At 68.4% G+C, this 21485-nt stretch carries 19 protein-coding genes; 15 read left to right on the forward strand and 4 right to left on the reverse strand.

Going from position 1 to position 21485, the window contains the following annotated elements; translation table 11 throughout:
* Window positions 1–3: 3 nt before the first annotated feature.
* From ubiM to IV088_RS11515, 3 genes are all read left to right on the forward strand, one after another.
* The gene (gene ubiM, locus IV088_RS11505) at window positions 4–1209 is read left to right on the forward strand and encodes a 5-demethoxyubiquinol-8 5-hydroxylase UbiM (protein WP_291101956.1); all 1206 of its coding nucleotides are present in this window, start codon (window positions 4–6) and stop codon (window positions 1207–1209) included.
* Window positions 1210–1539: 330 nt separating this feature from the next.
* Window positions 1540–2466, forward strand: a complete 927-nt coding sequence (locus IV088_RS11510) for a histone deacetylase family protein (protein ID WP_291101957.1) — start codon at window positions 1540–1542, stop codon at window positions 2464–2466.
* A 122-nt stretch (window positions 2467–2588) separates the two neighbouring features.
* Window positions 2589–5267 carry a GNAT family N-acetyltransferase gene (locus IV088_RS11515; protein ID WP_291101958.1) on the forward strand — a complete coding sequence of 893 codons (2679 nt, stop codon included), beginning with the start codon at window positions 2589–2591 and terminating at the stop codon, window positions 5265–5267.
* A gap of 802 nt (window positions 5268–6069) precedes the next feature.
* Here IV088_RS11515 and IV088_RS11520 read toward each other — a convergent pair.
* The gene (locus tag IV088_RS11520; RefSeq protein ID WP_291101959.1) at window positions 6070–7014 is read right to left on the reverse strand and encodes a prenyltransferase; all 945 of its coding nucleotides are present in this window, start codon (window positions 7012–7014) and stop codon (window positions 6070–6072) included.
* 179 nt (window positions 7015–7193) lie between these two features.
* On the opposite strand from IV088_RS11520, the gene minC reads away from it, so the two are divergent.
* The 9 genes from minC to infA all read left to right on the forward strand — a co-directional run bounded on the left by minC (window position 7194) and on the right by infA (window position 14551).
* Window positions 7194–7955, forward strand: coding sequence for a septum site-determining protein MinC (minC, locus tag IV088_RS11525; protein WP_291101960.1), 762 nt, complete (start codon window positions 7194–7196; stop codon window positions 7953–7955).
* A gap of 53 nt (window positions 7956–8008) precedes the next feature.
* Window positions 8009–8824, forward strand: coding sequence for a septum site-determining protein MinD (gene minD, locus IV088_RS11530; RefSeq protein ID WP_291101961.1), 816 nt, complete (start codon window positions 8009–8011; stop codon window positions 8822–8824).
* A 3-nt stretch (window positions 8825–8827) separates the two neighbouring features.
* A complete protein-coding gene (minE, locus tag IV088_RS11535; RefSeq protein WP_236963033.1) occupies window positions 8828–9088 on the forward strand; it encodes a cell division topological specificity factor MinE in 261 nt (86 codons plus the stop codon).
* A gap of 38 nt (window positions 9089–9126) precedes the next feature.
* Window positions 9127–9567, forward strand: a complete 441-nt coding sequence (locus tag IV088_RS11540) for a thioesterase family protein (protein ID WP_291101962.1) — start codon at window positions 9127–9129, stop codon at window positions 9565–9567.
* A 40-nt stretch (window positions 9568–9607) separates the two neighbouring features.
* Window positions 9608–11311, forward strand: coding sequence for an AarF/UbiB family protein (locus IV088_RS11545; RefSeq protein ID WP_291101963.1), 1704 nt, complete (start codon window positions 9608–9610; stop codon window positions 11309–11311).
* A gap of 40 nt (window positions 11312–11351) precedes the next feature.
* Window positions 11352–12842, forward strand: a complete 1491-nt coding sequence (locus IV088_RS11550; protein WP_291101964.1) for a M48 family metalloprotease — start codon at window positions 11352–11354, stop codon at window positions 12840–12842.
* Window positions 12839–13609, forward strand: a complete 771-nt coding sequence (locus IV088_RS11555) for a hypothetical protein (RefSeq protein ID WP_291101965.1) — start codon at window positions 12839–12841, stop codon at window positions 13607–13609. The genes IV088_RS11550 and IV088_RS11555 overlap by 4 nt, the downstream gene beginning before the upstream one ends.
* Before the next feature lie 362 nt (window positions 13610–13971).
* Window positions 13972–14280, forward strand: a complete 309-nt coding sequence (locus tag IV088_RS11560) for a hypothetical protein (RefSeq protein ID WP_291101966.1) — start codon at window positions 13972–13974, stop codon at window positions 14278–14280.
* 16 nt (window positions 14281–14296) lie between these two features.
* The gene (infA, locus tag IV088_RS11565; RefSeq protein ID WP_077330802.1) at window positions 14297–14551 is read left to right on the forward strand and encodes a translation initiation factor IF-1; all 255 of its coding nucleotides are present in this window, start codon (window positions 14297–14299) and stop codon (window positions 14549–14551) included.
* Window positions 14552–14581: 30 nt separating this feature from the next.
* Here infA and IV088_RS11570 read toward each other — a convergent pair whose 3' ends face one another.
* The 3 genes from IV088_RS11570 to IV088_RS11580 form a co-directional block, all read right to left on the reverse strand.
* On the reverse strand, window positions 14582–15385 hold the full coding sequence (locus IV088_RS11570) for an SDR family oxidoreductase (RefSeq protein WP_291101968.1): 804 nt from the start codon (window positions 15383–15385) through the stop codon (window positions 14582–14584).
* Window positions 15386–15519: 134 nt separating this feature from the next.
* Window positions 15520–16626: a 3-deoxy-7-phosphoheptulonate synthase gene (locus IV088_RS11575; RefSeq protein WP_291101970.1), complete on the reverse strand. Its 1107-nt coding sequence runs from the start codon at window positions 16624–16626 to the stop codon at window positions 15520–15522.
* A 39-nt stretch (window positions 16627–16665) separates the two neighbouring features.
* A complete protein-coding gene (locus tag IV088_RS11580; RefSeq protein WP_291101971.1) occupies window positions 16666–17943 on the reverse strand; it encodes a GAF domain-containing protein in 1278 nt (425 codons plus the stop codon).
* A gap of 220 nt (window positions 17944–18163) precedes the next feature.
* Here IV088_RS11580 and IV088_RS11585 point away from each other — a divergent pair, with 220 nt between their 5' ends.
* From IV088_RS11585 to IV088_RS11595, 3 genes are all read left to right on the forward strand, one after another.
* Window positions 18164–19831: a PQQ-dependent dehydrogenase, methanol/ethanol family gene (locus IV088_RS11585; protein WP_291101972.1), complete on the forward strand. Its 1668-nt coding sequence runs from the start codon at window positions 18164–18166 to the stop codon at window positions 19829–19831.
* 144 nt (window positions 19832–19975) lie between these two features.
* Window positions 19976–20341, forward strand: coding sequence for a c-type cytochrome (locus tag IV088_RS11590; RefSeq protein WP_291101974.1), 366 nt, complete (start codon window positions 19976–19978; stop codon window positions 20339–20341).
* A gap of 143 nt (window positions 20342–20484) precedes the next feature.
* Window positions 20485–21363, forward strand: coding sequence for an ABC transporter substrate-binding protein (locus IV088_RS11595; RefSeq protein ID WP_291101976.1), 879 nt, complete (start codon window positions 20485–20487; stop codon window positions 21361–21363).
* Window positions 21364–21485: the final 122 nt, after the last annotated feature.

A 21485-nucleotide genomic window follows, 5' to 3' on the forward strand; every position in this document is an offset into this window, starting at 1 on the left:
GCCATGGACTTTCACCTCATCATCGTGGGCGCCGGCCCGGCGGGCCTGTGCCTGGCGCGCGCCCTGCGCGACAGCGGTCTGCGGATCTGCCTGATCGAACAGCAATCTCTCGACGCCCTGCAGCACCCCGCCTTCGACGGCCGCGAAATCGCCCTCACCCAGCACAGCGCAGCGCTGCTGCGCAGCCTCGGTCTCTGGCCGCTGCTCGGCGACGCGAACATCGCGCCGCTGAAGGACGCGCTGGTGATCGACGGTGGCGTGGGCACGCGGCAGTCGCGCATGACGATCAGCCACGCGCTCAGCACCCAACCCGAGCTGGGCTTCCTGGTCGCCAATCACCACATCCGCCGCGCCGCGTTCGAGGCGGCGATGGCAGAGGGTCCGGGCCAGCCGACCTTGCGCTGCGGCGAGCAGGTGACCCGCATCCAGACCGACGCCCACTCAGCGCAGCTCACCCTGTCCAGCGGTGAAACGCTGACCTCCGCGCTGGTGGTCGCGGCCGACAGCCGCCACTCCAGCACCCGCCGCGCCATGGGCATCGCCGCCGACATGCACGACCACGGCCGCACCATGCTGGTCTGCAACATGACGCACGCGTTGCCCCACCACGAGACCGCGTGGGAGTGGTTCGACCACGGCCAGACCCTGGCCCTGCTGCCCATGAACCCCTGCCCGCAGACCGGCCTGCCGCGCTCGTCCGTCGTGCTGACCCTGCCCAGCCAGGCCCTGCAGCCGCTGATGGACCTGCCGGAAGACGCCTTCAACCGCGAGATGACCCAGCGTTTCGGCGGCCTGCTGGGCCCCATGACCCTGGCCAGCACGCGCCACGCCTACCCGCTGGTGGGCGTCTGGGCCCGCCGCCTGGTCGCGCAGCGCTTCGCGGTGGTGGGCGACGCCGCCGTGGGCATGCACCCGGTCACCGCGCACGGCTTCAACCTCGGCCTGCGCAGCATCGAGGCCCTGTCCGGGGCGCTCATCCGGGCGCAGCAGCGTGGCCAGGACATCGCTTCGCCCGAGCTGCTGGCGCGCTACCAGCGGACCCACCAGCGCGCCAGCCGCGGCCTCTACATGGCCACGCACGCCCTGGCCACGCTCTACACGAGCGAACAGACCCCGGCACGCGTGCTGCGCCAGGTGCTGGTGCAGGCGGGTGAACGCTTCACACCGTTCAAACGTTTGGTGGCTGGGTCCCTGACGGGGCTTCGGTAGGCCCCCCCCCCGCGCCGCCTGCGGCGTCACCCCCCAGGGGGCGATGCGAGTGGCCCGGCGGAGCCGGTTCCACCGCATCCTGCGACGAAGGCACGCGCTCCGGCAACTGTTTTTGAACAGTCCAGTGCCGTTTCGCATTTCCGTTCAGTGGCCGATGTGCGTTTGGCCGCGTTCTGGATGGCGGTCGCGCTCCCGAACCATCGCTTTGAAAAGTCTTGTTGCCCTGCATCAAGACGCGCGTCAGCATTCGGGTCTAGATTGATGCAAGTCAATCGGCACGGGTGCGCAGCCACCTGGCCGTTCATCACCGCCCGAGGAGACCACAACGACATGCTGTCCGCCTACATCACCCACGCCGACTGCGCCCGCCACGACATGGGCGCGCACCACCCGGAATGCCCCGAGCGCCTGGGCGCCATCAACGACCATCTGCTGGTCAAGGGGCTGCTCGACTACATGATTCCCTACGACGCGCCGCTGGCCACCAAAGAGCAGCTCAGCCGCGCCCACGCCTCGCTCTACGTGAGCGAGATCTTCGAGGCCTCACCGGCCGAGGGCCTGCACGCGGTGGACCCCGACACCAACATGTGCCCCCAGACACTGACCGCCGCCCTGCGCGCGGCCGGCGCGGCGGTGCAGGCGACCGACCTGGTGCTCGCGGGCGACGCGCCCACCGCCTTCTGCTGCGTGCGCCCGCCTGGCCACCACGCCGAGCGCTCGGCCGCCATGGGTTTCTGCTTCTTCAACAACGTCGCCGTGGGCATGCGCCACGCGCTCAACGTGCACGGCCTGGAGCGCGTGGCCCTGATCGACTTCGACGTGCACCACGGCAACGGCAGCGAAGACATCTTCCGCGGCGACGAGCGGGTGCTGATGTGCTCCATCTTCGAAAAAGGCCTCTACCCCTTCAACGGCGAAAACGCTGTCGGTCCGAACATGGTCAACGTCGGCCTGCCCAGCCGCAGCGGCAGCGACGCCTTCCGCGAAGCGGTGACCAGCCAGTGGCTGCCCGCGCTCGACGCCTTTGCGCCGCAGCTGATCTACATCTCGGCCGGCTTCGACGCCCACCGCGAAGACGACATGGGCAACCTCGGCCTGGTCGAGGCCGACTACGCCTGGGTCACCAAAGAACTGATGAAAGTCGCCGACAAACACTGCCAGGGCCGCGTGATTTCGTGCCTGGAGGGCGGCTACGTGCTCAGCCCCCTGGCGCGCAGCGTGGCCGCACATGTCAGGGTTTTGATCGGTGCAGATTGATGCGCCCCCCTGCGCCGCTTCGCGTCTTCCCCCCCGGGGAGACCACGCCCTGGGACCGGCAGAGCCGGATCTTCGGCGTGTGCTGAATCCGGTCACGCGCTCCGTTGACAACAACACCTCCTATGGACAAACACTACCTCACCCCGCTGTTTCAACCCGACACCATCGCGGTCTTCGTGGGCCACCACGACAACCCCGACGGGCAGACCGCCCACGCGCGCAACCTGACCGCCGCGCTGACCGCGCAGCGCTTCACCGGCAAGTTCGTTTTTCTCGACATCCACACCAGCGGCACGCTGGCCGAGCTGGCGCAGACGCGCGCCGACCTCGCCATCATTGCCCTGCCACCCAACGAGGCGGTGGCGGCGCTGGAGATCGCCGGGCGCATCAAGTGCAAGGCCGCGCTGGTGATCGGCAGCGGCGCCAACGCCGATGTGGCCTCCGACATGCACCAGGTGGCGCGCCGCCACGGCATGCAGCTGCTCGGCCCCAACAGCCTGGGATTCCAGCGCCCGCGCATCGGCCTGAACGCCAGCGTGGCCGGCCCGCTGACCCGCGTCGGCCCGCTGGCCCTGGTGTCGCAGTCGGGCGCTCTCACCTCGTCCATCCTCGACTGGGCGAGCCAGAACGGCGTGGGCTTTTCCACCGTGGTCTCGCTCGGGCCCAAGACGGCGGTGGACATCGCCCAGGTGCTCGACTTCCTGGCCTCCGACGCGCAGACGCACAGCATCGTGGTCTACATGGAAGGCATCTCCAACGCGCGCCGCTTCATGAGCGCCCTGCGCGCGGCGGCCAACGCCAAGCCGGTGGTGGTGCTGAAGGCCGGCCGCAAGCCCGCCGGCAACGAGGCCGCGCAGACCCACAGCGGCGCCATCGTGGGCAGCGACGACGTGTTCGACTCGGCCCTGCGCCGCGCCGGCGCGGTGCGCGTGCGTTCCTTCGTCGAGCTGTTTTCCGCCGCCAAATGCCTGGCCTCGCGTTACCGCCCGGTGGGCAAGCGCCTGGCCATCGTCACAAACGGCGGCGGCCCGGGCGTGCTCGCGGCCGACTGGGCCAGCGAGATCGGTCTGCAGCTGGGCAAGCTCTCGCCCGAGGCGGTCGCGGCCCTGCAGCCCCAGATGCCGGCCCTGGCCACGCTCCACGACCTGATCGACGTGTCCGAGGAGGCCACCGCCGAGCACTACCGCGCGGCCATCGACGCCGCCGGCCGCGACCGCTCGGTGGACGGTGTGCTGGTCGTGCATTCGCCCAAGGCCGGTGTGAACGCCGCCGACGTGGCCCAGGCCATGGCCGAGCTGAAAACGCAGCTGAGCAAGCCCCTGCTGTGCTGCTGGATGGGCGACGCCTCGGTGGGCGAGGCGCGTGAGGTGCTGGCCAAGGCCAACATCCCGAGCTTTCGCACGCCCGAGGCCGCCGTGGGCGCCTTCGGCAACATCGCCAGCTTCTACCAGAACCAGCAGCTGCTGCAGCAGACGCCGCCGCCGCTGTCCACCCTGGCCCAGCCCGACATCGAGGGCGCGCGCCTGCTGATCGAAAACGTGCTGACCGAGCGCCGCAAGGTGCTGACCGAGATGGAGTCCAAGGCCCTGCTCTCGGCCTTCCACATCCCGGTCACCCAGACCATCCTGGCGCGCAGCGCCAACGAGGCCATGATGATCGCGACCCAGCTGGGTTACCCGGTGGCGCTCAAGATCGACTCGCCCGACATCAGCCACAAGAGCGACGTCAACGGCGTGGCGCTCAACGTCATGAACGCCACCGCCGTGCGCGACGTCTACAACACCATGCTGCAGGCCGTGGCCAAGCTGCAGCCGGGCGCCAAGATCAACGGGGTGACGATCCAGAAGATGGCGCAGAGCAAGCGCGGGCGCGAGCTCTGCATCGGCCTGGTGACCGACGACCCCTTCGGCCCGGTGATCGCCTTCGGCGCCGGCGGCACCATGATCGAGCTGATCAACGACCGCGCCATGGAGCTGCCGCCACTCAACCAGTTCCTGGCGCGCCGCCTGATCGAGCGCTCGCGCGTGGCCGAGACCCTGGGCGAGTGGCGCGGCGCCAGCGCGGTGGACATGGACATGCTGGAGCACGTGCTGCTGCGCGTCTCGGAAATGGTGTGCGAGCTGCCCCAGCTGCGCGAGATGGACATCAACCCCATCATCGTGGACGAAAACGGCGCCGTGGCGGTGGACGCGCGCATCGTGATCGAGAGCGCGCCCGCCACGGCCCGCAACTACGCCCACCTGGCCATCCTCCCCTACCCGGCGCGTTACGAGCAGGTGTGGCCGCTGCGCGGCGGCGGCGAGTACACCATCCGCCCGATCCACCCCGACGACGCGCAGATGCTGCAGGACCTGGTGCAGAACCTCTCGCCCGAGAGCCGCTACTACCGTTTTGTCTCCAGCATGACCGAACTGCCGGCCTCCATGCTCTCGCGCCTGACCCTGATCGACTACGACCGCGAAATGGCGCTGGTGGCGATCCACCGCACCCGGCAGGCCGGCGAAGACGGCGACATGGTCGAGACCGAACGCATCGTGGGCGTGTCGCGCTACATCACCAACCCCGACAAGTCGAGCTGCGAGTTCTCGCTGGTGGTGGCCGACGACTTCAACGGCAAGGGTCTGGGCTCGCGCCTGATGCTCAGCATCATGGAAGAGGCCAGGGACAAAGGACTGGCCGAGATCGAGGGCCTGGTGCTGGCCAACAACCCCGGCATGCTCAAGCTCATGAAGGGCCTGGGCTACCAGATCAAGCCCTTCCCGGAAGACCCGGACTTCAAGCTGGTCACGCACACGCTTTGAAAGCCCCCCTGCCGCGCTTTGCGCGACCCCCCTAGGGGGCGGCACTGGCCGTCCGGCGAAGCCGGCCCGGCGGTGCCCTGGTGGCGTTGCTTCATGCGCAGGGGTGGTCAACACCCCATGAAAAACTGAACGCCGTTTAAAAACGCCCCAAGGCAAGCCTTGTGGGCGTTTTTTTTATCCCTCTGCTATCTCTCTATAGCTTTAATAAAAATAGCAGTAGTAGTAGAGGGCGCGTTTTTTTGTGGACAAGCGGGTTTTCCTGAAATTTTTCAAGCACTTGCACCGCAAAAAAGGCTGTTGAGCGGGGGCTGTTGCCCGTGTCTTGAAACGGGGACAAATCCCGGTTTTGCCCACACTCTGTGGATAACCAATGGGTTGTTGGAAATTTATACACAGCCTTGTGCAGAACCCTCTGAGGGGACTTCGGAACCTGTCGAAGCCCCGTTTTTCAAAAAACAGTGTTCAGGCCAACGATGGGGTTTCGGTTTTCGGGTTGTTCTGCTACTAGCTCTTACTGTCTTATTTATAAATAGTCGTAGTAGTAGAGGGCGTCATTTTTTGTGGACAAGCGGCTTTTCTTTCGCGGAATCAAGCACTTGCGTCGCCAGAAACCGTGTGCAGAGGGCCCTGTTGCTGGCGCGCCCCAACGGGGACAACTCGCGAATGTGTCCAGGCGATGTGGATAACTACATGCTTCTTAAAAAGTTATGCACAGCTTTGTGCAAAAAACCGCTGGTCTGGCGTTAAGACGTGCCCCGAGCTGACGCCGGTCACCCCCGCGCGGTGTCAAACTGGCCGAACGTCAGTGAAGGCGAGCCAGCAGCGCAAAACCGGTTGCCATACCCAGGCCGTGCAGCAGGGTGGCGGCCACGGTCAGCGCCAGCGCAGGCTTGAGGCGTTCGGTTTGGTGGCGGTGGCGCCAGAGCAGCCACGTGGCGCCCAGCGAGAACGGCAGCGACACCAGGCCCCAGAGGGCTTCCCGGGGCGGGATCAACAGCCCCACACTGAGCACCAGCCATGAGTGGGCACAGACCACCAGCCAGGTGTACAGCCCGGCGGCCCAGGTGGGGCCCAGCCGCACCACCAGCGTGCGTTTGCCCACCCGGGCATCGGCGCGCGCGTCGGGAAACCCGTTGATCAGCAGCAGCGCCGCCACCATCAGCGCAAAACCCAGGGCCGCGCTGGCCGGGATCACGAAAAACTGGCGCCGCTGCACGTAATCGGCCCCGATCGCGACCAGAAACCACACCAGCGCCACCGCCAGCTCGCCCAGGCCGCGCGACATCAGCTTGAGCGGCGGGGCCGAATACGCCCAGGCCAGCAGCAGCCCGGCCATGCCCAGCCCCAACACGCCGCCCCCGGTCTTCACCGCCAGCAGCAGGCCGGCGGGCACCAGGAGCAGCAGCAGGCCTTTGGCCAGATCGGCGGTGTCGCGCTCGCTCACGTGCCCGTTCTGGATCAGCCGCGAACCGCCCGTGAACGGAAAAATGCCCCCGGTGTTGGTGGCATCGGCGCCGTTGCGCGCGTCGTGCAGGTCGTTGAGCACGTTGCCCGCCGCGTGGGCCAGCACCGCCAGCCCGGTGGCGGCCAGCGCCAGCCAGGGGTCCAAGCCGCAACCGCAGGCGGCGGCGGTGGCCGTGCCCAGCGCACAGCCCACCACCGTGAGCAGCAGAAAGGCCGGGCGCGTCATGCGCACCCAGGTCCGGAAGGCGGGTGTGGTGCGGGGTGGCGCGGCGGCGGGTGTCATGCGACGCCAGTATGGGCGGTCCGGGGCCGGTTGGCCTTGACGTTTGTCCTGCGGCACGCCGGCGCCGACCCCCGTCACATGTGGACACGCGCCCGTGCCAACAGCGCAGGGGGTGGCTGGTAAACTGCCCGCTGCATCGCCGGAGGGTCTCCGGCGTCATCCAGCCTCCGCACGGATACATGTCCACCATCCTCAGCGCCAGCGCTCCCACCGCCTTCGAAATCAAGAGCGCCAACCTGCCGCTGGTGGCCCTGCTGCTCAAATCGGCCGACCTGTCCCGCCTGAGCGCCGAGTTCGCCCAGCGTTTCGGCGACATTCCCGACTTTTTTGACCACGATCCGCTGGTCATCGACCTCTTTCCCCTGCAGGCCGCCGACCCCGGCGCCGCCGTCGACTTCGCAGCGCTGGTCGGGCTGTTGCAGGCGCACCGCCTGAGCCCGCTGGCCGTGCGCGGCGGTGATGCCGACCAGATGGCCCAAGCCGCGTCGTTTGGCCTGATCGCGGCGCCCGACGCGACGGTGCACCGCCCGATGCCGGCCGCGCCCGTCGAGGTGGCGCCAGCGCCCGAGCCCGCCGCACCCCCGGCGCCCGCCGCGGGCGCGATGGTGATCGACAAGCCCCTGCGCTCGGGCCAGCAGGTCTACGCGCGCGGCCGCGACCTGGTGGTCATGGCCATGGTGAACCCCGGCGCCGAGGTGATCGCCGACGGCCACATCCACGTCTACGCCCCGCTGCGCGGCAAAGCCATCGCCGGCGCGCGCGGCAACGCCGACGCGCGCATCTTCGCACTCGCCATGTCGCCCGAGCTGATTTCCATCGCCGGCATCTACCGCACCAGCGAGAAACCCTTGCCCCCCGAGGTGCAGGGCAAACCCGCCCAGGTGCGCCTCACACCCGGCCCCGACGGCGACAAGCTCGTTGTTGACGCCATCTCGGTCTGAGGCCGATGCCTCCGACCCCCGATTCCTCCCCGATCCAGAAAGACCCCCTCACCATGACCAAAATCGTTGTCGTCACCTCCGGCAAAGGTGGCGTGGGCAAAACCACCACCAGCGCCAGCTTCGCCTCCGGCCTCGCCCTGCGCGGCCACAAGACCGCCGTGATCGACTTCGACGTCGGCCTGCGCAACCTGGACCTGATCATGGGCTGTGAGCGGCGCGTGGTGTACGACCTGATCAACGTGATCCAGGGCGAAGCCAACCTGAACCAGGCGCTGATCAAGGACAAGCAGTGCGACAACCTGTTCGTGCTCGCGGCCAGCCAGACGCGCGACAAGGACGCGCTCACGCAGGACGGCGTGGAAAAAGTGCTGTCCGACCTGTCGGAGATGGGTTTTGAATACATCGTCTGCGACTCGCCCGCCGGCATCGAGACCGGCGCGCTCATGGCCATGCACTTCGCCGACGAAGCGCTGATCGTGACCAACCCTGAAGTCTCCAGCGTGCGCGACTCCGACCGCATCCTGGGCATGCTGGGCAGCAAGACCAAGCGCGCCATCGAAGGCAAGGAGCCGATCAAGGAACACCTGCTGATCACGCGCTACAACCCGACGCGCGTGGCCGACGGCCAGATGCTCAGCCTGGAAGACATCCAGGACATCCTGCGCATCAAGCTGATCGGCGTGATCCCCGAGAGCGAGAACGTGCTGACCGCGTCCAACCAGGGCATGCCGGCGATCCACCTCAAGGGCACCGACGTGGCCGAGGCCTACAGCGACGTGATCGACCGATTCCTCGGCGGCGAGAAGCCCCTGCGCTTCATCGACGCCGACAAGCCGGGCTTCTTCAAGCGCCTGTTCGGGGGGAAGTGAGCCATGTCCTTTCTGTCCTTCTTTCTGGGCGAGAAAAAGAAGACCGCCAGTGTCGCCAAGGAGCGGCTGCAAATCATCCTGGCGCACGAGCGCAGCGGTCGCAGCGCTTCGGAGCCCGATTACCTGCCGGCGCTGCAGCGCGAGCTGGTGGCTGTGATCAGCAAGTACATCAAGATCAACCAGGACGACATCAAGGTCCAGCTCGACCGCCAGGACAACCTCGACGTGCTGGAAGTCAAGATCGAGCTGCCCGACCGCAAGTGAGTCCCGGGGCCTCCAAAGGCCCCGTTTTCATTTTCCGCATGCCCCGCATCCAGTTCGATTTGCCCGACCGCTTCGTCTTCGCGACGGAGATCCAGATCTACATCAGCCACGTGAACCAGGGCGGGCACCTGGACAACGCCCAGCTGCTGACCCTGGTGTCCGAGGCGCGGGTGCGTTTCTTCCAGTCGCTCGGCCACCGGGAATCCGATGTGGCGGGCTGCCCCATCGTGGTGGGCGACCTCGTGGCGCAGTACAAGTCCGAGGGGTTTCACGGTGAAACCATGCGGGTGCGCATGCTGCCGCACGACGTCAGCCGCTGCGGCTTCGACCTGGTCTATTGCATGGACTGCGTCGAGACCGGTCGCGAGGTGGCGCGCGGCAAGATCGGCATCGTCTTCATTGACCGCGCGGCGCGCAAACCGGCCCCGGTACCGCCGGCTTTCCTGGCCCAGCTCGCCGCGCTGCAGCCGGTGGCCTGAGCGGCTTCGGCAGACCGATGGGCCGGTCTATCATGGCCGCATGCTGATCGAAACCCTGGGTGCCGCCCGCGACATGGGCCGTCTGAACGCCATCCTCGGCGTGCTGATCCGGCACGGCTTTGGCGACAGCGTGCGCCGCCTTGGCCTCGCGGACCGGCTGGAGCAGGCGGGCCACGCCATCAAGTGGGACCACGCCGCCGACCTCGCCCGTCTGGAACCGCCGGTGCAGCTGCGCCTCACGCTCGAAGAGCTCGGCCCCACCTTCGTCAAGCTGGGTCAGATCCTGGCCGGCCGCGCCGACCTGTTCGGCCCCGACTACATCGCCGAGTTCGAAAAGCTGCACAGCAACGTGCCCGCCCTGCCGCTGGAGCAGCTGCGGCCCCAGCTGCGCGAAGACCTGGGCGGTGAGCCCGAAGACGTGTTCGCGCGCTTCGATGTGGAGCCGCTGGCCGCTGCGAGCATCGCGCAGGTGCACCGTGCGCAGCTGCACGACGGCCGCGAGGTGATCGTCAAGATACGCCGCCCCGGCATCACCGACATCATCGAGGCCGACCTGCGCCTGCTCGCGCGCCTGGCCGCGCTGGCCGAAGCCGAGCTGCCGGCCCTCAAGCCCTACCGCCCGCAGCAGCTGGTGCGCGAACTCGCGCGCTCGCTGCAGCGCGAGCTCGATCTGGCCAGCGAATGCCGCAGCGCCGAGCGCATCGCCGCCAACATGGTCGCCCTGCCCTGGATCGTGGTGCCCAAGGTGCACTGGGCGCACACCAAGGAGCGCGTCAACGTGCAGGACTTCGTGGGCGGCATCGCCGGCCACGACCTGGCCCGGCTCGACACCGAAGGGCTGGACCGCAACCTGCTCGCGAAGCGCGGCGCGCAGGCCGTGCTGAAGATGATCGTGGAAGACGGTTTTTTTCACGCCGATCCGCACCCTGGCAACGTGTTCTACCTCGACGGCAACCGCATCGCCTTCATCGACTTCGGCATGGTCGGCCGCCTCTCGGCGCACCGGCGCGAGGAGCTGCTGCAGCTGCTGCTGGGCCTGGTGGAGCGCAACCCGCAGACGGTGGCCGACGTGCTGCTCGACTGGACCGGCGACGACCACGGCCTCAACCTGAGCCTGCTCGAAACCGAGATCGAAACCTTTGTCGACCAGTACCACGGCGCGCCGCTGGCCGAGCTCAACCTCGGCCAGATGCTGGCCGACGTGACCACCATCCTGCGCGAGCACCACCTCGGCCTGCCGTCCGACATGGCCCTGCTCATCAAGGCCTTCATCACGCTCGAAGGCATGGGCCGCGGGCTCGACCCGGGCTTTCACATGACCAGCGAGGCCCTGCCCCTGCTCAAGAAGGTGGTGCGCGCGCGCTACGAGCCCAAGGTGGTGGCGGGCCGCGCGTGGCAGACCTTGCGGCGCACGCTGGCCGTGGCCGAGCAGCTGCCGCACGACGTGTCGCGCCTGCTGCGCAACGCGCGCCGCGGCAAGGTGCATGTGGGCATCGACATCGCGCACCTCAAGCGCGTGGGTGACCAGATCGACCGCGCCGCCAACCGCCTGACCATGGCGCTGGTGATCGCCGCGCTCATCATCGGCTCGTCCATCGTCATGACGGTGCAGGGCGGCCCCACGCTGTTCGGCTTGCCCGCGTTCGGTTTCATCGGCTTCGCCAGTGCGTTTGCCGGCGGCCTGTGGCTGGTGCGCGCCATCTGGCGCAGCAGCAAGGGGCGCGATCTGCCCGACGGCGACTGACGCCCGGTCCCGCCCCACCCCCACCGAGGAGTCACCGCCGATGATCGTGAAACACATGCTTCCCTTTGTGCTGGCGCTGGGCCTGCTGGCCGGCTGCGGCACCACGGTGGTCAACCCTGTCACCGGCCAGGCCGAGCGCACCACCATGGACGAGTCCGCCGAGCTCGCCGAAGGCCAGAAGGCCCATGCCGAGGTACTGAAGGAGTACGGCGTCTACCAGGACACCCGCCTGCAGGCCTATGTGAACGAGGTCGGGCAGAAGCTGGCAAAACAATCGCACCGCGCCCACATCCCCTGGACCTTCACCGTGCTCGACAGCCCGGAGATCAACGCCTTCGCGCTGCCCGGCGGCTACGTCTACGTCACGCGCGGCATCCTGGCCTACATGGAAAACGAGGCCGACATGGCCGGCGTGATCGGCCACGAGATCGGCCATGTCACCGCGCGCCACGGCGCCCAGCGCGCCACACGGCAGCAGACGGCCGGCCTGGGCGTGCTCGCCGCCACCGTGCTCGGCGCCGTGCTCGAAAGCAAGGCTGGTGTGAGCGGTGGCACCGAGATGTTCGGCCAGATGGCCCAGGGTGTGGCCGCCGGCTACGTGGCGAAATACAGCCGCGAGCAGGAGCTGCAGGCCGATGCGCTCGGCGCCGAATACCTCGCGCGCAGCCAGTACGACCCGCGCCACATGATCGACGTCATCCGCGTGCTCAAGCTGCAGGAAGCCTTCGCCATCGACGAAGCCCGTGCCGCCGGCCAGCCCGTGCCAGAGCGCGACAGCTGGCTCTCGTCCCACCCCAGCAACGACCAGCGCCTGCAATCCATCCGCCAGAACGCCGCCAAGTACCAGGGCACCTACGCCTCCGATGGCAGCCAGCGTTTCATGCAGCTGATCGAGGGCCTGCGCTTCGGCGAAAGTCCCGAGCAAGGCCTCACGCGCGGGCAGAATTTCTACCACCCCGCCATGGGCATCACCATGGCTGCACCCACCGGCTGGCGCATCGAAAACGCCGCCGACGCCCTCACTTTCACCAGCCCCCAGGGCGACGCGGCGCTGCGCGTGCTGGCCGTGCCGCCCAACGCCGGCAACACCCACGACGACATCATCCGCAACGCCCTCCAGCCCAGCGAAGGCACCACGACGCGCGGCCAGATCAACGGGTTCGCGGCCACCCATTTCGTGGGCGCGCGCAAGGGGGGCAACGGCCAATCACAGGCGCTTGAAGCCACGCTCGTGACCGGGCCGAAGCAGAACACCTTCGTGATGCTCTACCTCTCGGCCGACCCGGCCGCGCGCCAGCGCGCCATGCCCGGGATGATGGCCGCCGAAAAATCGTTCCGGGCGATGAACGCCGCCGACCGGCAGGCCGCCCGCCCCTGGGCCGTGCGGCTCGTGCCTTTCCCGCGCGGCGGTTTCGCCGAGCTGGCGCGCCAGTCGGTCGTGTCTGAAAAGCGCTTGCAGTTGCTCAACGGCACCTATGGCCGCGCCGACCCGCCGCTGGGGCAGGTGGTGAAGGTGGTGACCGCAGAATGAGCGTTGCGCCAGACCGCGGGAGCGCACACCAGGAGGGACCGGACGCCCCGACCCTGTTCCGTCCGCCGGCCAACGACGGACCCAGCGGCCTGACCATCGGTCTCGTGCTCGCGGCGCTGGTGTTCGGCGCTTACGCGGCGTTCAACTGGCAGGTCTCGCCAAAGACCCCCGTGCCCGCTCCGTCGCCGTCACCCCAGAGGGTCACCGCGGAATTGACCCCCGGCCCGCCGGCCCCGCTTGCGGCCGCTTCGGCGCCCGCACCCGACACCTCAAACGCAGCCCCCCCACCGGCGGGCCCGCAGCGTTGCGACCGCACAGGCCTGGTGCTCTACACCGACCAACCTTGCCCGGGCGGATCGACGTCCCGTGGCGTGGACGTCTCCGACCCGCTCAACGCTGGCGGTGAGAGCATCACGCTCTACCGCTGCAAAGGGGCGGAGCAATTCTGGTCCCGCGTGCATTGCCAGCACCGCGGCGCCTACGTGGTCCGGGCCTACACCGTGCCGGCCGACATGCCCCTGGCCGACCAGATTGCCTTTGCGGACCACCGCATGGCCGATCTTTCCCCCCCACCGGCCCCTCAAGGCGGCGCGACCGTGGCGGCCCGGGCACCCGACGACGACAAGGCCTGGCGTTGCAAGCGCCTCAAGGAAGAGATCGCCGCGCTGGACGCCTACGCCCGGCAGCCTTTGCCGCCGGGTGAACAGGACCGGGTGCGTTTTGAGCGAAGAACCGCCACGGATCGGCATTTCCGCCTGCGTTGTTGACACAGATATTCCGCATCGTGGTACATTAGCGGGTTCGCCTTGGGCGACCGAGCACGTCAAGCGTCTGAAGATGCCCTGGCGCACCACCCCCGGCAGAGGGGTGGCCGGTCCAGCCCCTCCATCGCGAGCCGCGCCTGCTCCGCTCCCTCCTTCGAGGGCGGTAACGTCGCAAAACCTTTCCCTGCTGTTGTGCCGATGCCCCTGCCGAGGGTCGTGCGCTGGTCCCGACGGGTTGCCTGCTTGGTCTTGCAACATGGCGGTCCCTGGTTTTTCAGTTGGGCACCCCGGCGCCTGGGGCTGCCACATGTGTTTGTATGGGCGCTGACGGGTTCTGCTGCTTTGGCGGTGGTCCCAGCCCTTTGATGTTTTTGATGATTCATACGATTTCCACGACCACGCCTTCGCAAGGTCTTTCTTCTCTCACCCTGGGCCAGTACCGTATTGCGGCTGGCTCTCGCCCGCTGGACAGCGGGCGTTTTGCCGCTCAGGTGTCCATCGCTAGCGGCTCCGGCAGCGCCTGTACCGCCCGTGTCATGCGTTTCCACGATGATTTCGCGACCCACGACGCCGCGGCCGACTACGCCGTGGCACAGGGCATTGACTGGGTGAACGACGCACTGCGCGCCCGTGCCCGACCCGGTGCCGTTGCGGCGCCTCAGATTTGTATTTGAAGCAAAGGAGCCACACATGGCCAAGGAAGAACTGATCGACATGATGGGCATCGTCAACGAGGTGCTGCCCGACACGCGCTTTCGTGTGACGCTGGACAACGGTCACCAGCTGATCGCCTACTCCGCCGGCAAGATGAAGAAGAACCACATCCGCATCCTCGCGGGTGACCGGGTCTCGCTCGAACTCTCGCCCTACGACCTGACCAAGGGCCGGATCAATTTCCGCCACATCGAAGGCCGCGGCCCGATCGTTCCGCGCAAGCCGCGCTGATCGAGCCGCCCCTTTCGACGGCGGCCGGGCTCACATGCCCATGCCGCCGTCCACCGGCAGGCCCGCGCCGGTGATGAAGCGCGAGGCGTCGGAGCACAGGAAGACCACCGCGTCGGCCATGTCGCTCACGGTGCCCAGGCGACCGAGTGGTGTCTGTCCGATGATGGCGCCGACGGCCTCTTCCGGCGTGGCGAAGAGCCCGGCCGTGACCACGTCGCCGGCCAGTTGCATGCCCATGTCGGTCGGCACCAGCCCCGGGTAGACGCAGTTCACCCGCACGCCGTACCCCAGCTTGCCCGACTCCATCGCGGCCACGCGCGTGAGCCGGTCCACGGCCGACTTGGTGGCCGAATAGCCCGCGATCGCGGGGAACGCAATGGTGGACGCCACCGACGACACGTTGACCACCACGCCGCCCTGCCCGGCGATGCCGCCCGGGCGCATGGCGCGAAAGGCGTGTTTGAGACCCAGCGCCGTGCCCACGATGTTGACGTCGAGCATGCGACGCAGCGTGTCGGGGTCGATCTCGGTCACCAGGGCGGTGACCTCGATGCCGGCGTTGTTGATCAGGATGTCGAAACCACCGAAGGCGGCGTGCGTGGCGCTCACGGCCGTGAGCCAGCCGGCTTCGTCGGTCACGTCCAGCTGCACAAACGCGGCCTGGGCACCGGTGGCGGTCAATGCGCTCGCCGTGTCCCGACCCTCGTCCTCCAGCACGTCGCCGATCATCACCGCGGCCCCGGAGGCGGCCAGCGCCACCGCCATGCCGGCGCCGAGGCCCCGCGCGCCTCCGGTGACCAAGGCCTTGCGGCCCCTGAGATCGAAAACTGGCATGCAACCCTCCTGTGTCTGAATGAACGAAGGCCCAGGCGTTGCCCGGGCCGACGGCACTCTAGCCAGAACGTGGGCGTCGGGGGCGAAACCCCCTGTCGACATTGACGCAGCCGCCCGCCAGGGCGAGCGGTGGTTCAGCCCGGTGTGAGCGCGCGCCGGGCCCGCACCGCCGCGGCCAGGCCTTGCAGCACCGGCACGGTCTGCTCCCAGCCGATGCAGGCGTCGGTCACGCTCACGCCGGCTTGCAGCGGCTGGCCGGGCACGATGTCCTGCCGGCCTTCGTTGAGGTGGCTCTCGATCATCAGGCCGGTGATGCGCGCGTCGCCCGCCGCGATCTGCTGCGCCACCTCGGCCGCCACCTCGATCTGCTTGCGGTGCTGCTTGCTGCTGTTGGCGTGCGAGACGTCGATCATCACCTGCTCGCGCAGGCCGGCCGCCCGGAGCAGCGCGCAGGCCGCGTCCACGTCGGCCTTGGAATAGTTGGGCGCCTTGCCGCCGCGCAGGATGACGTGGCAGTCCGCGTTGCCGCGCGTCTCGAAGATCGCGGCCTGGCCCATCTTGGTCATGCCCATGAAGGCGTGCGGTGCCTGCGCGGCCTGGATGGCGTCGCTCGCGACCTTGATGCCGCCGTCGGTGCCGTTCTTGAAACCCACCGGGCACGAGAGGCCGCTGGCGAGCTGGCGGTGGCTCTGGCTCTCGGTGGTGCGCGCGCCGATGGCGCCCCAGCTCACGAGGTCGCTGATGAATTGTGGCGAAAGCAGGTCCAGGAACTCGGTGCCGACCGGCAGGCCCGCGGCCAGCACGTCCAGCAGCAGCTGGCGCGCCAGCTCCAGCCCTTCGTTGATGGCGAAACTGCCGTCCAGGTGCGGGTCGTTGATGTAGCCCTTCCAGCCCACCGTGGTACGGGGTTTTTCGAAATACACGCGCATGACGAGGAGCAGCTCGTGCTTCAAGGCCTCGGCCTGTTCTTTCAGCCGCTGCGCGTAGGCCATGGCCTGGTCGTGGTCGTGGATGGAGCAGGGGCCGACAACGACGATGAGGCGGTCATCCTGCCCGTGCAGCACCCGCGAGAGCGCGGCGCGGCTGCCCTCCACCAGCGCCTGAGCGGCCGGCGGCGTGGGCAGCCACTCCTGCAGCAGGGCGGGCGTGATCAGCGGGCGCACCGCGCCGATGCGCAGGTCGTCCACGCGGGTGGTGTCGTGGGTGGACAGGGGGGTGGCGGTGTGGACGTGGTGGGGCATGCCGAGATTGTCGCAGCCCACCCGGTGCACCCGGTGGCGTCAATCAGCCGCCGGTTTGCGCAGGTGCCGGTACACGAGGCCCCGGGAAACACCCAGCTGGCGGGCGGTCCTGGCGACGTTGCCGCCGTTGGCCTGCAGGCTGCGAACGATCAGCGCCTGCTGGGCTTCGGCCAGCGACGGCGCACCTTCGGGCGGGATTGCGGCCGGCGCAGGCGCGGTACCGTTCGCCTCGGCGGCCTCATCGGCTTCATGGCGCTGCGCGGGTGCGTCGCGTTCGTGCGGTACCGACGTCGCCGGTGCCACGGGTGCCGGAGCGGCCGACCAGCCGACGCCGTGTGGGACGTCCACCCCGTCGGGCACACGCAGTTCGGCCTTCATCCAGATGCCCAGCCCGCTGGGCAGTTGCACCAGGCGCGCACTGTGCGCGCCACACAGCGACAGCAGCTGCCGCATCTCCAGCCCGAGCAGCTCGCCCACGCCGCCTGGCGGCTGCGTGGGGCTGCGGCCCAGCAGGCTGTGGCCGGTGGCGTTGAGCCAGACCACTTCGCCGTCGGTGGACACGCCGGCCAGCCCCTCCATCGGCGTGCCCAGCAAGGCCGGTGCGGCCTGGAAATGCAGCACCAGGTGCCGGTCCGACTGGGCCTGCAGCAGGCGGTTTTCGATCGAGGTGGCGAACACGCCCACCACCGAGGCCGCGTCAAAGCCGAAGCCGCGCGATTCGGTGGACAGGTCGAGCACGCCCACCAGCCGGCCCTGCACGTCACGGATGGGTGCGGCCGCGCAGCGCATGTCCTGGAACATGTCGTAATAGTGTTCGCAGCCCAGCACCGTGCTGGCCAGGCCGGTGCGCACCACGATGCCGGGCGCGGTGGTGCCGATGTGGCCCTCGGCGAGGTTGACGCCCACGCGCGAGGCGACGTCCAGCGTGCCCTGCCCGGGCTCGCGCGCACCGTGGGTGACGTGCACGATCACCCCGGTGGCGTCGGTCAGCAGCACGCGGCACTGGGTGCCCGTCAGCGACGCTTCGAGCTGGTTCAGTTCCAGCTGCGCCGCATCGAGCAGCTCGCGGTTGCGCGCCAGCGTGGCGTTGAGCGAGGCGCGGCTCACCGGGTCCAGCGAGGGGCATTTGTGGCGGGTGTGGCCGAGCGACCGGCTGCGGCCCCACGACTGGATCACCGCCTCGCTCACCAGACCCGAAGGGCGCACATCCTCGTCGAAGAAGCGCTGGCGCGCGAGCGCGGCGCGCTGCTCCGGGGTCTGGAAAAACGGTTGCGCGGGCAGACCTTCGGTGGACAGCGTGCGGGGTGCGGTGCGCATGGGTGTGGGGAACAGGGGGGCGGAGAGCCCGAGCTTCCAAAGCGGGGCGGCCTGAAACAAGCGGGTAAACCCGCAGCGCTGTCGCGGGGGCAGCGGGTGTTCCACGGCAGAACACTTCCATGACCGGGAAAACCCGGGCGTGTGCGCAAAGGTGCAATTTCCCAAAATGAGAGGGCTTTCACAACAACGACGGTTCCACCATCCCCACAGGAGACAACGCATGGTCACGACATCCCGGATTCTGGGAGGCGTCGCATTGGCGGCCCTCATCGGCTCGGTCCAGGCCCAGAGCCTTCAGGACCTCCAGCGCGACAACGCCACGCCCGGCGACGTGCTCACCTATGGCATGGGCTACAACAACCAGCGCTACAGCCCGCTCAAGCAGATCAACGCGAAGAACGCCGGCAAGCTGCGCCCGGTCTGGGCCTACAGCCTGAACAACCCGCAGGGCCAGGAGTCGCAGCCCATCGTGCACAACGGCGTGATGTACGTGACCACGCACAACAGCACCGTGGCGCTCGACCCGGCCACCGGCAAGCAGATCTGGAAGCAGGACATCGAGCTGCCGCAGGACGTGTTCAAGATGGCCTGCTGCGGCATCCTGAACCGGGGCGCCGCCATCCTCGACGGCAAGCTCTACCGCGTCACGCTCGACGCGCACGTGATGGCCATGGACGCCAAGACCGGCAAGCAGCTCTGGAAGAGCAAGGCCGCCGACTACCAGAACGGCCAGGCCATGACCAGCGCGCCGCTGATCGCCAACGGCGTCGTCATCACCGGCATCGCGGGCGGCGAGTACGGCACGCGCGGCTTCATCGACGGCTGGGACCCGGCCACCGGCAAGCACCTCTGGAAGTTCTACACCACCGCAGCGCCCGACCAGAAAGGCGGCGACACCTGGCCCGGCGACACCCACCAGAAGGGCGGCGCGCCGACCTGGCTCACCGGCGCCTACGACCCGGACCTCGACATCGTCTACTGGGGCACCGGCAACGGCGGCCCCTGGAACCCGAACGCGCGCAAGGGCGACAACCTCTACATCGCCTCGGTCGTGGCCATCCGCCCCAAGACCGGTGAGCTCGTGTGGCACTACCAGTTCAGCCCCAACGACCCGTACGACTACGACGCCACCGAGGTCGGCATGCTGGTCGACATGAAGATCGGCGGCAAGGACCGCAAGGTGCTCACCCAGGCCAACCGCAACGGCTTCATGTACGTGCTCGACCGCGCCAACGGCGAGCTGCTGGCGGCCAACCCCTACGTGAAGGTCAACTGGGCCGAGCGCATCGACCTCAAGACCGGTCGCCCGGTGCCCACCGAGATCGACAAGAAGGCCCGCGCAGGCGAGGACGTGGAAATCTTCCCCAGCGTGGTCGGCGGCAAGAACTGGACGCCCATGTCCTGGAACCCTGCGACCGGTCTGGCCTACGCCAACACGCTCAACATGAGCTGGCCCTACCAGCTGGCCAAGCCCGAGTACAAGAAGGGCGAGTGGTACCTGGGCGTGAATTTCCGCGGTGTGAACATGCCCAAGAACGAGCCGCACGGGTATCTGAGCGCCATCGACCCGATGACCGGCAAGAGCAAGTGGCAGATGCCCTGGCCCGCCCAGCCCAGCATGGCCGGCACGCTCTCGACCGCCGGCGGCCTGGTGTTCACCGGCGCGGCCACGGGCGAGTTCATCGCGGTCGACGCGGTCAAGGGCAAGAAGCTCTACGAGTTCCAGACCAGCAGCGGCATCATCGGCCTGCCCGTGACCTTCGAGCACAAGGGCAAGCAGTACGTGAGCATCGTCTCGGGTGCCGGCGGCGTGTGGGCGCTGCTGGGCGACGAGCGCATGAGCCAGGTCCCGGCGGGCGGCTCGGTGTGGACCTTCGCTTTGGAGTAACCACGTCCCCCCCGCGCCGCCTGCGGCGTCACCCCCCGGGGGGTGACGCCTGTGGCCCGGCGGAGCCGGTTCCACGGCATCCTTGACGCAGACACGTGCGCCGGTCGGTGCGACCGCGGCGCTCTTCTTTCTGGAACCCGATTGATGATTCGATTTGTTTTCTGTGCACTGGCCCTGATGCTGTCGGGCTCCGTGCTGGCGCAGTCGGCCGGCACGCCCGATGCCCAGGCCGTGAGCGTTCCACCCGCCGTCCCTTTCACCGCCGAGGCGGTGGAGAAGGGCCGTGAGCAGTTCCACCGCACCTGCGCGCAGTGCCACGGTCGCAACATGGTCAACGCCGGTACCACCGTCTACGACCTGCGCAAGTTCCCGACCGAGCAGCGCGAGCGTTTCTACACCTCCGTGATCAACGGCAAGGGCAACATGCCGTCGTTCAAAGGGGCGCTGGAGCTGGAGTCCATCGAGCTGCTGTGGACCTACGTCGCGACCCGTGGAGGCAAAGAATTGTGAGCACCCTCCGCCAAGCAGGAAACACCCCCCGCGCCGCCTTCGGCGTCACCCCCCTCAAGGGGGGCAGCGTCAGCGGCCCGGCGAAGCCGGTTCCGCGACGCTTCTTGGCGGTGCTTCTTCGTTCGCGGCGTTGGGGTGTGGCCGTGGCTTTGTCGGCTGTGGGCGCGCTCGCGAGCGCTGAGCCGCTGACCGTCTGCATGGCCGAAGACAACCCGCCGTTTTCGCTGGCGCGCAAGGGGCAGGTCACGGGCTTCGACGTGAAGATCGCCGAGGCCGTGGCGCGAGAGCTGGGGCGCGAGCTGAAGGTGTTGCCCTTCGAGCCGGAGTTGGAGAAAGAGGCGATGCTGACGCACGAGGTCAACGCCCTGCTGTCGGCCGGGCTGTGCGATCTGGCGAGCGGGTTCCCGCTGCTGAAGTCCGACCTCGGACCGCCCACGCGCGAACGCTTCAAAACGCCCGATTACCCCGGCGCCAAGCGCGCCCGCGAGCGGCCCTTCGAAACGCTGGGCACGCTGGTGGCGAGCCAGCCCTACCAGGGCACCGCGCTGGCGCTGGTGCAGCGCGCCGGGGATCCGGCCGCGCGTTCGCTGGGCGATCTCGTTGGGCGCAAGGTCGGCGCTGTGGCCGGCACGCTCGAAGGCACGCTGGTGGCCATGTACCGGGGCGGCGCGCTCACGCCGGGCATGGTGTCGATGGGCCAGCGCGACGACGTCTGGGCGGCGCTGGAGAGCGGTCGCGTGGACGCGATGCTCGTGCCCACGGCGGCCTTCGACGCACACCGCCTGCGCCGGCCCGCCAGCACCCTGCAGGCGGGCCCGGCGCGGCCGCTGGGCATCAACCTGGGCTGGGTCGCGCTCTCGGGCAAAGCCGACCTGCTGGACACAGTGAACCGCGTGGTCCAGCGCAGCGGCGCCAGCGGTGAACTGCAGCGCTGGGCGCAGGAGAGCGGCCTGCAGTGGCAGGCCCCGACGTTGCCGGCGGTCACCGGCAACCTGTCGCTGGCGGGGTTGTTGGGCGACTGAATCTTGCTTCTCGTGGGGTGTCGTGTCGCCCGTTGCGCTGGGCGTGCGAAGACCTCGCGCCAGGCCGATGGCGCCATCTGCGTTCTCCGGCCCACGCCTCATTCGCGGCTGCCAGCGCGCAA

This window comes from Hydrogenophaga sp., assembly GCF_018780075.1.
In the GTDB taxonomy this organism is placed as follows: Bacteria; Pseudomonadota; Gammaproteobacteria; order Burkholderiales; family Burkholderiaceae_C; genus Hydrogenophaga.

Coding starts and splice junctions, on each gene's coding strand:
- IV088_RS11520 (WP_291101959.1), bottom strand. CDS start 7,014: ATGACACCCGCCGCCGCGCCACCCCGCACCACACCCGCCTTCCGGACC.
- IV088_RS11515 (WP_291101958.1), top strand. CDS start 2,589: ATGGACAAACACTACCTCACCCCGCTGTTTCAACCCGACACCATCGCG.
- minE (WP_236963033.1), top strand. CDS start 8,828: ATGTCCTTTCTGTCCTTCTTTCTGGGCGAGAAAAAGAAGACCGCCAGT.
- minC (WP_291101960.1), top strand. CDS start 7,194: ATGTCCACCATCCTCAGCGCCAGCGCTCCCACCGCCTTCGAAATCAAG.
- IV088_RS11570 (WP_291101968.1), bottom strand. CDS start 15,385: ATGCCAGTTTTCGATCTCAGGGGCCGCAAGGCCTTGGTCACCGGAGGC.
- IV088_RS11510 (WP_291101957.1), top strand. CDS start 1,540: ATGCTGTCCGCCTACATCACCCACGCCGACTGCGCCCGCCACGACATG.
- IV088_RS11540 (WP_291101962.1), top strand. CDS start 9,127: ATGCCCCGCATCCAGTTCGATTTGCCCGACCGCTTCGTCTTCGCGACG.
- ubiM (WP_291101956.1), top strand. CDS start 4: ATGGACTTTCACCTCATCATCGTGGGCGCCGGCCCGGCGGGCCTGTGC.
- IV088_RS11550 (WP_291101964.1), top strand. CDS start 11,352: ATGATCGTGAAACACATGCTTCCCTTTGTGCTGGCGCTGGGCCTGCTG.
- minD (WP_291101961.1), top strand. CDS start 8,009: ATGACCAAAATCGTTGTCGTCACCTCCGGCAAAGGTGGCGTGGGCAAA.
- IV088_RS11555 (WP_291101965.1), top strand. CDS start 12,839: ATGAGCGTTGCGCCAGACCGCGGGAGCGCACACCAGGAGGGACCGGAC.
- IV088_RS11580 (WP_291101971.1), bottom strand. CDS start 17,943: ATGCGCACCGCACCCCGCACGCTGTCCACCGAAGGTCTGCCCGCGCAA.
- IV088_RS11545 (WP_291101963.1), top strand. CDS start 9,608: ATGCTGATCGAAACCCTGGGTGCCGCCCGCGACATGGGCCGTCTGAAC.
- IV088_RS11560 (WP_291101966.1), top strand. CDS start 13,972: ATGTTTTTGATGATTCATACGATTTCCACGACCACGCCTTCGCAAGGT.
- IV088_RS11585 (WP_291101972.1), top strand. CDS start 18,164: ATGGTCACGACATCCCGGATTCTGGGAGGCGTCGCATTGGCGGCCCTC.
- IV088_RS11575 (WP_291101970.1), bottom strand. CDS start 16,626: ATGCCCCACCACGTCCACACCGCCACCCCCCTGTCCACCCACGACACC.
- IV088_RS11590 (WP_291101974.1), top strand. CDS start 19,976: ATGATTCGATTTGTTTTCTGTGCACTGGCCCTGATGCTGTCGGGCTCC.
- infA (WP_077330802.1), top strand. CDS start 14,297: ATGGCCAAGGAAGAACTGATCGACATGATGGGCATCGTCAACGAGGTG.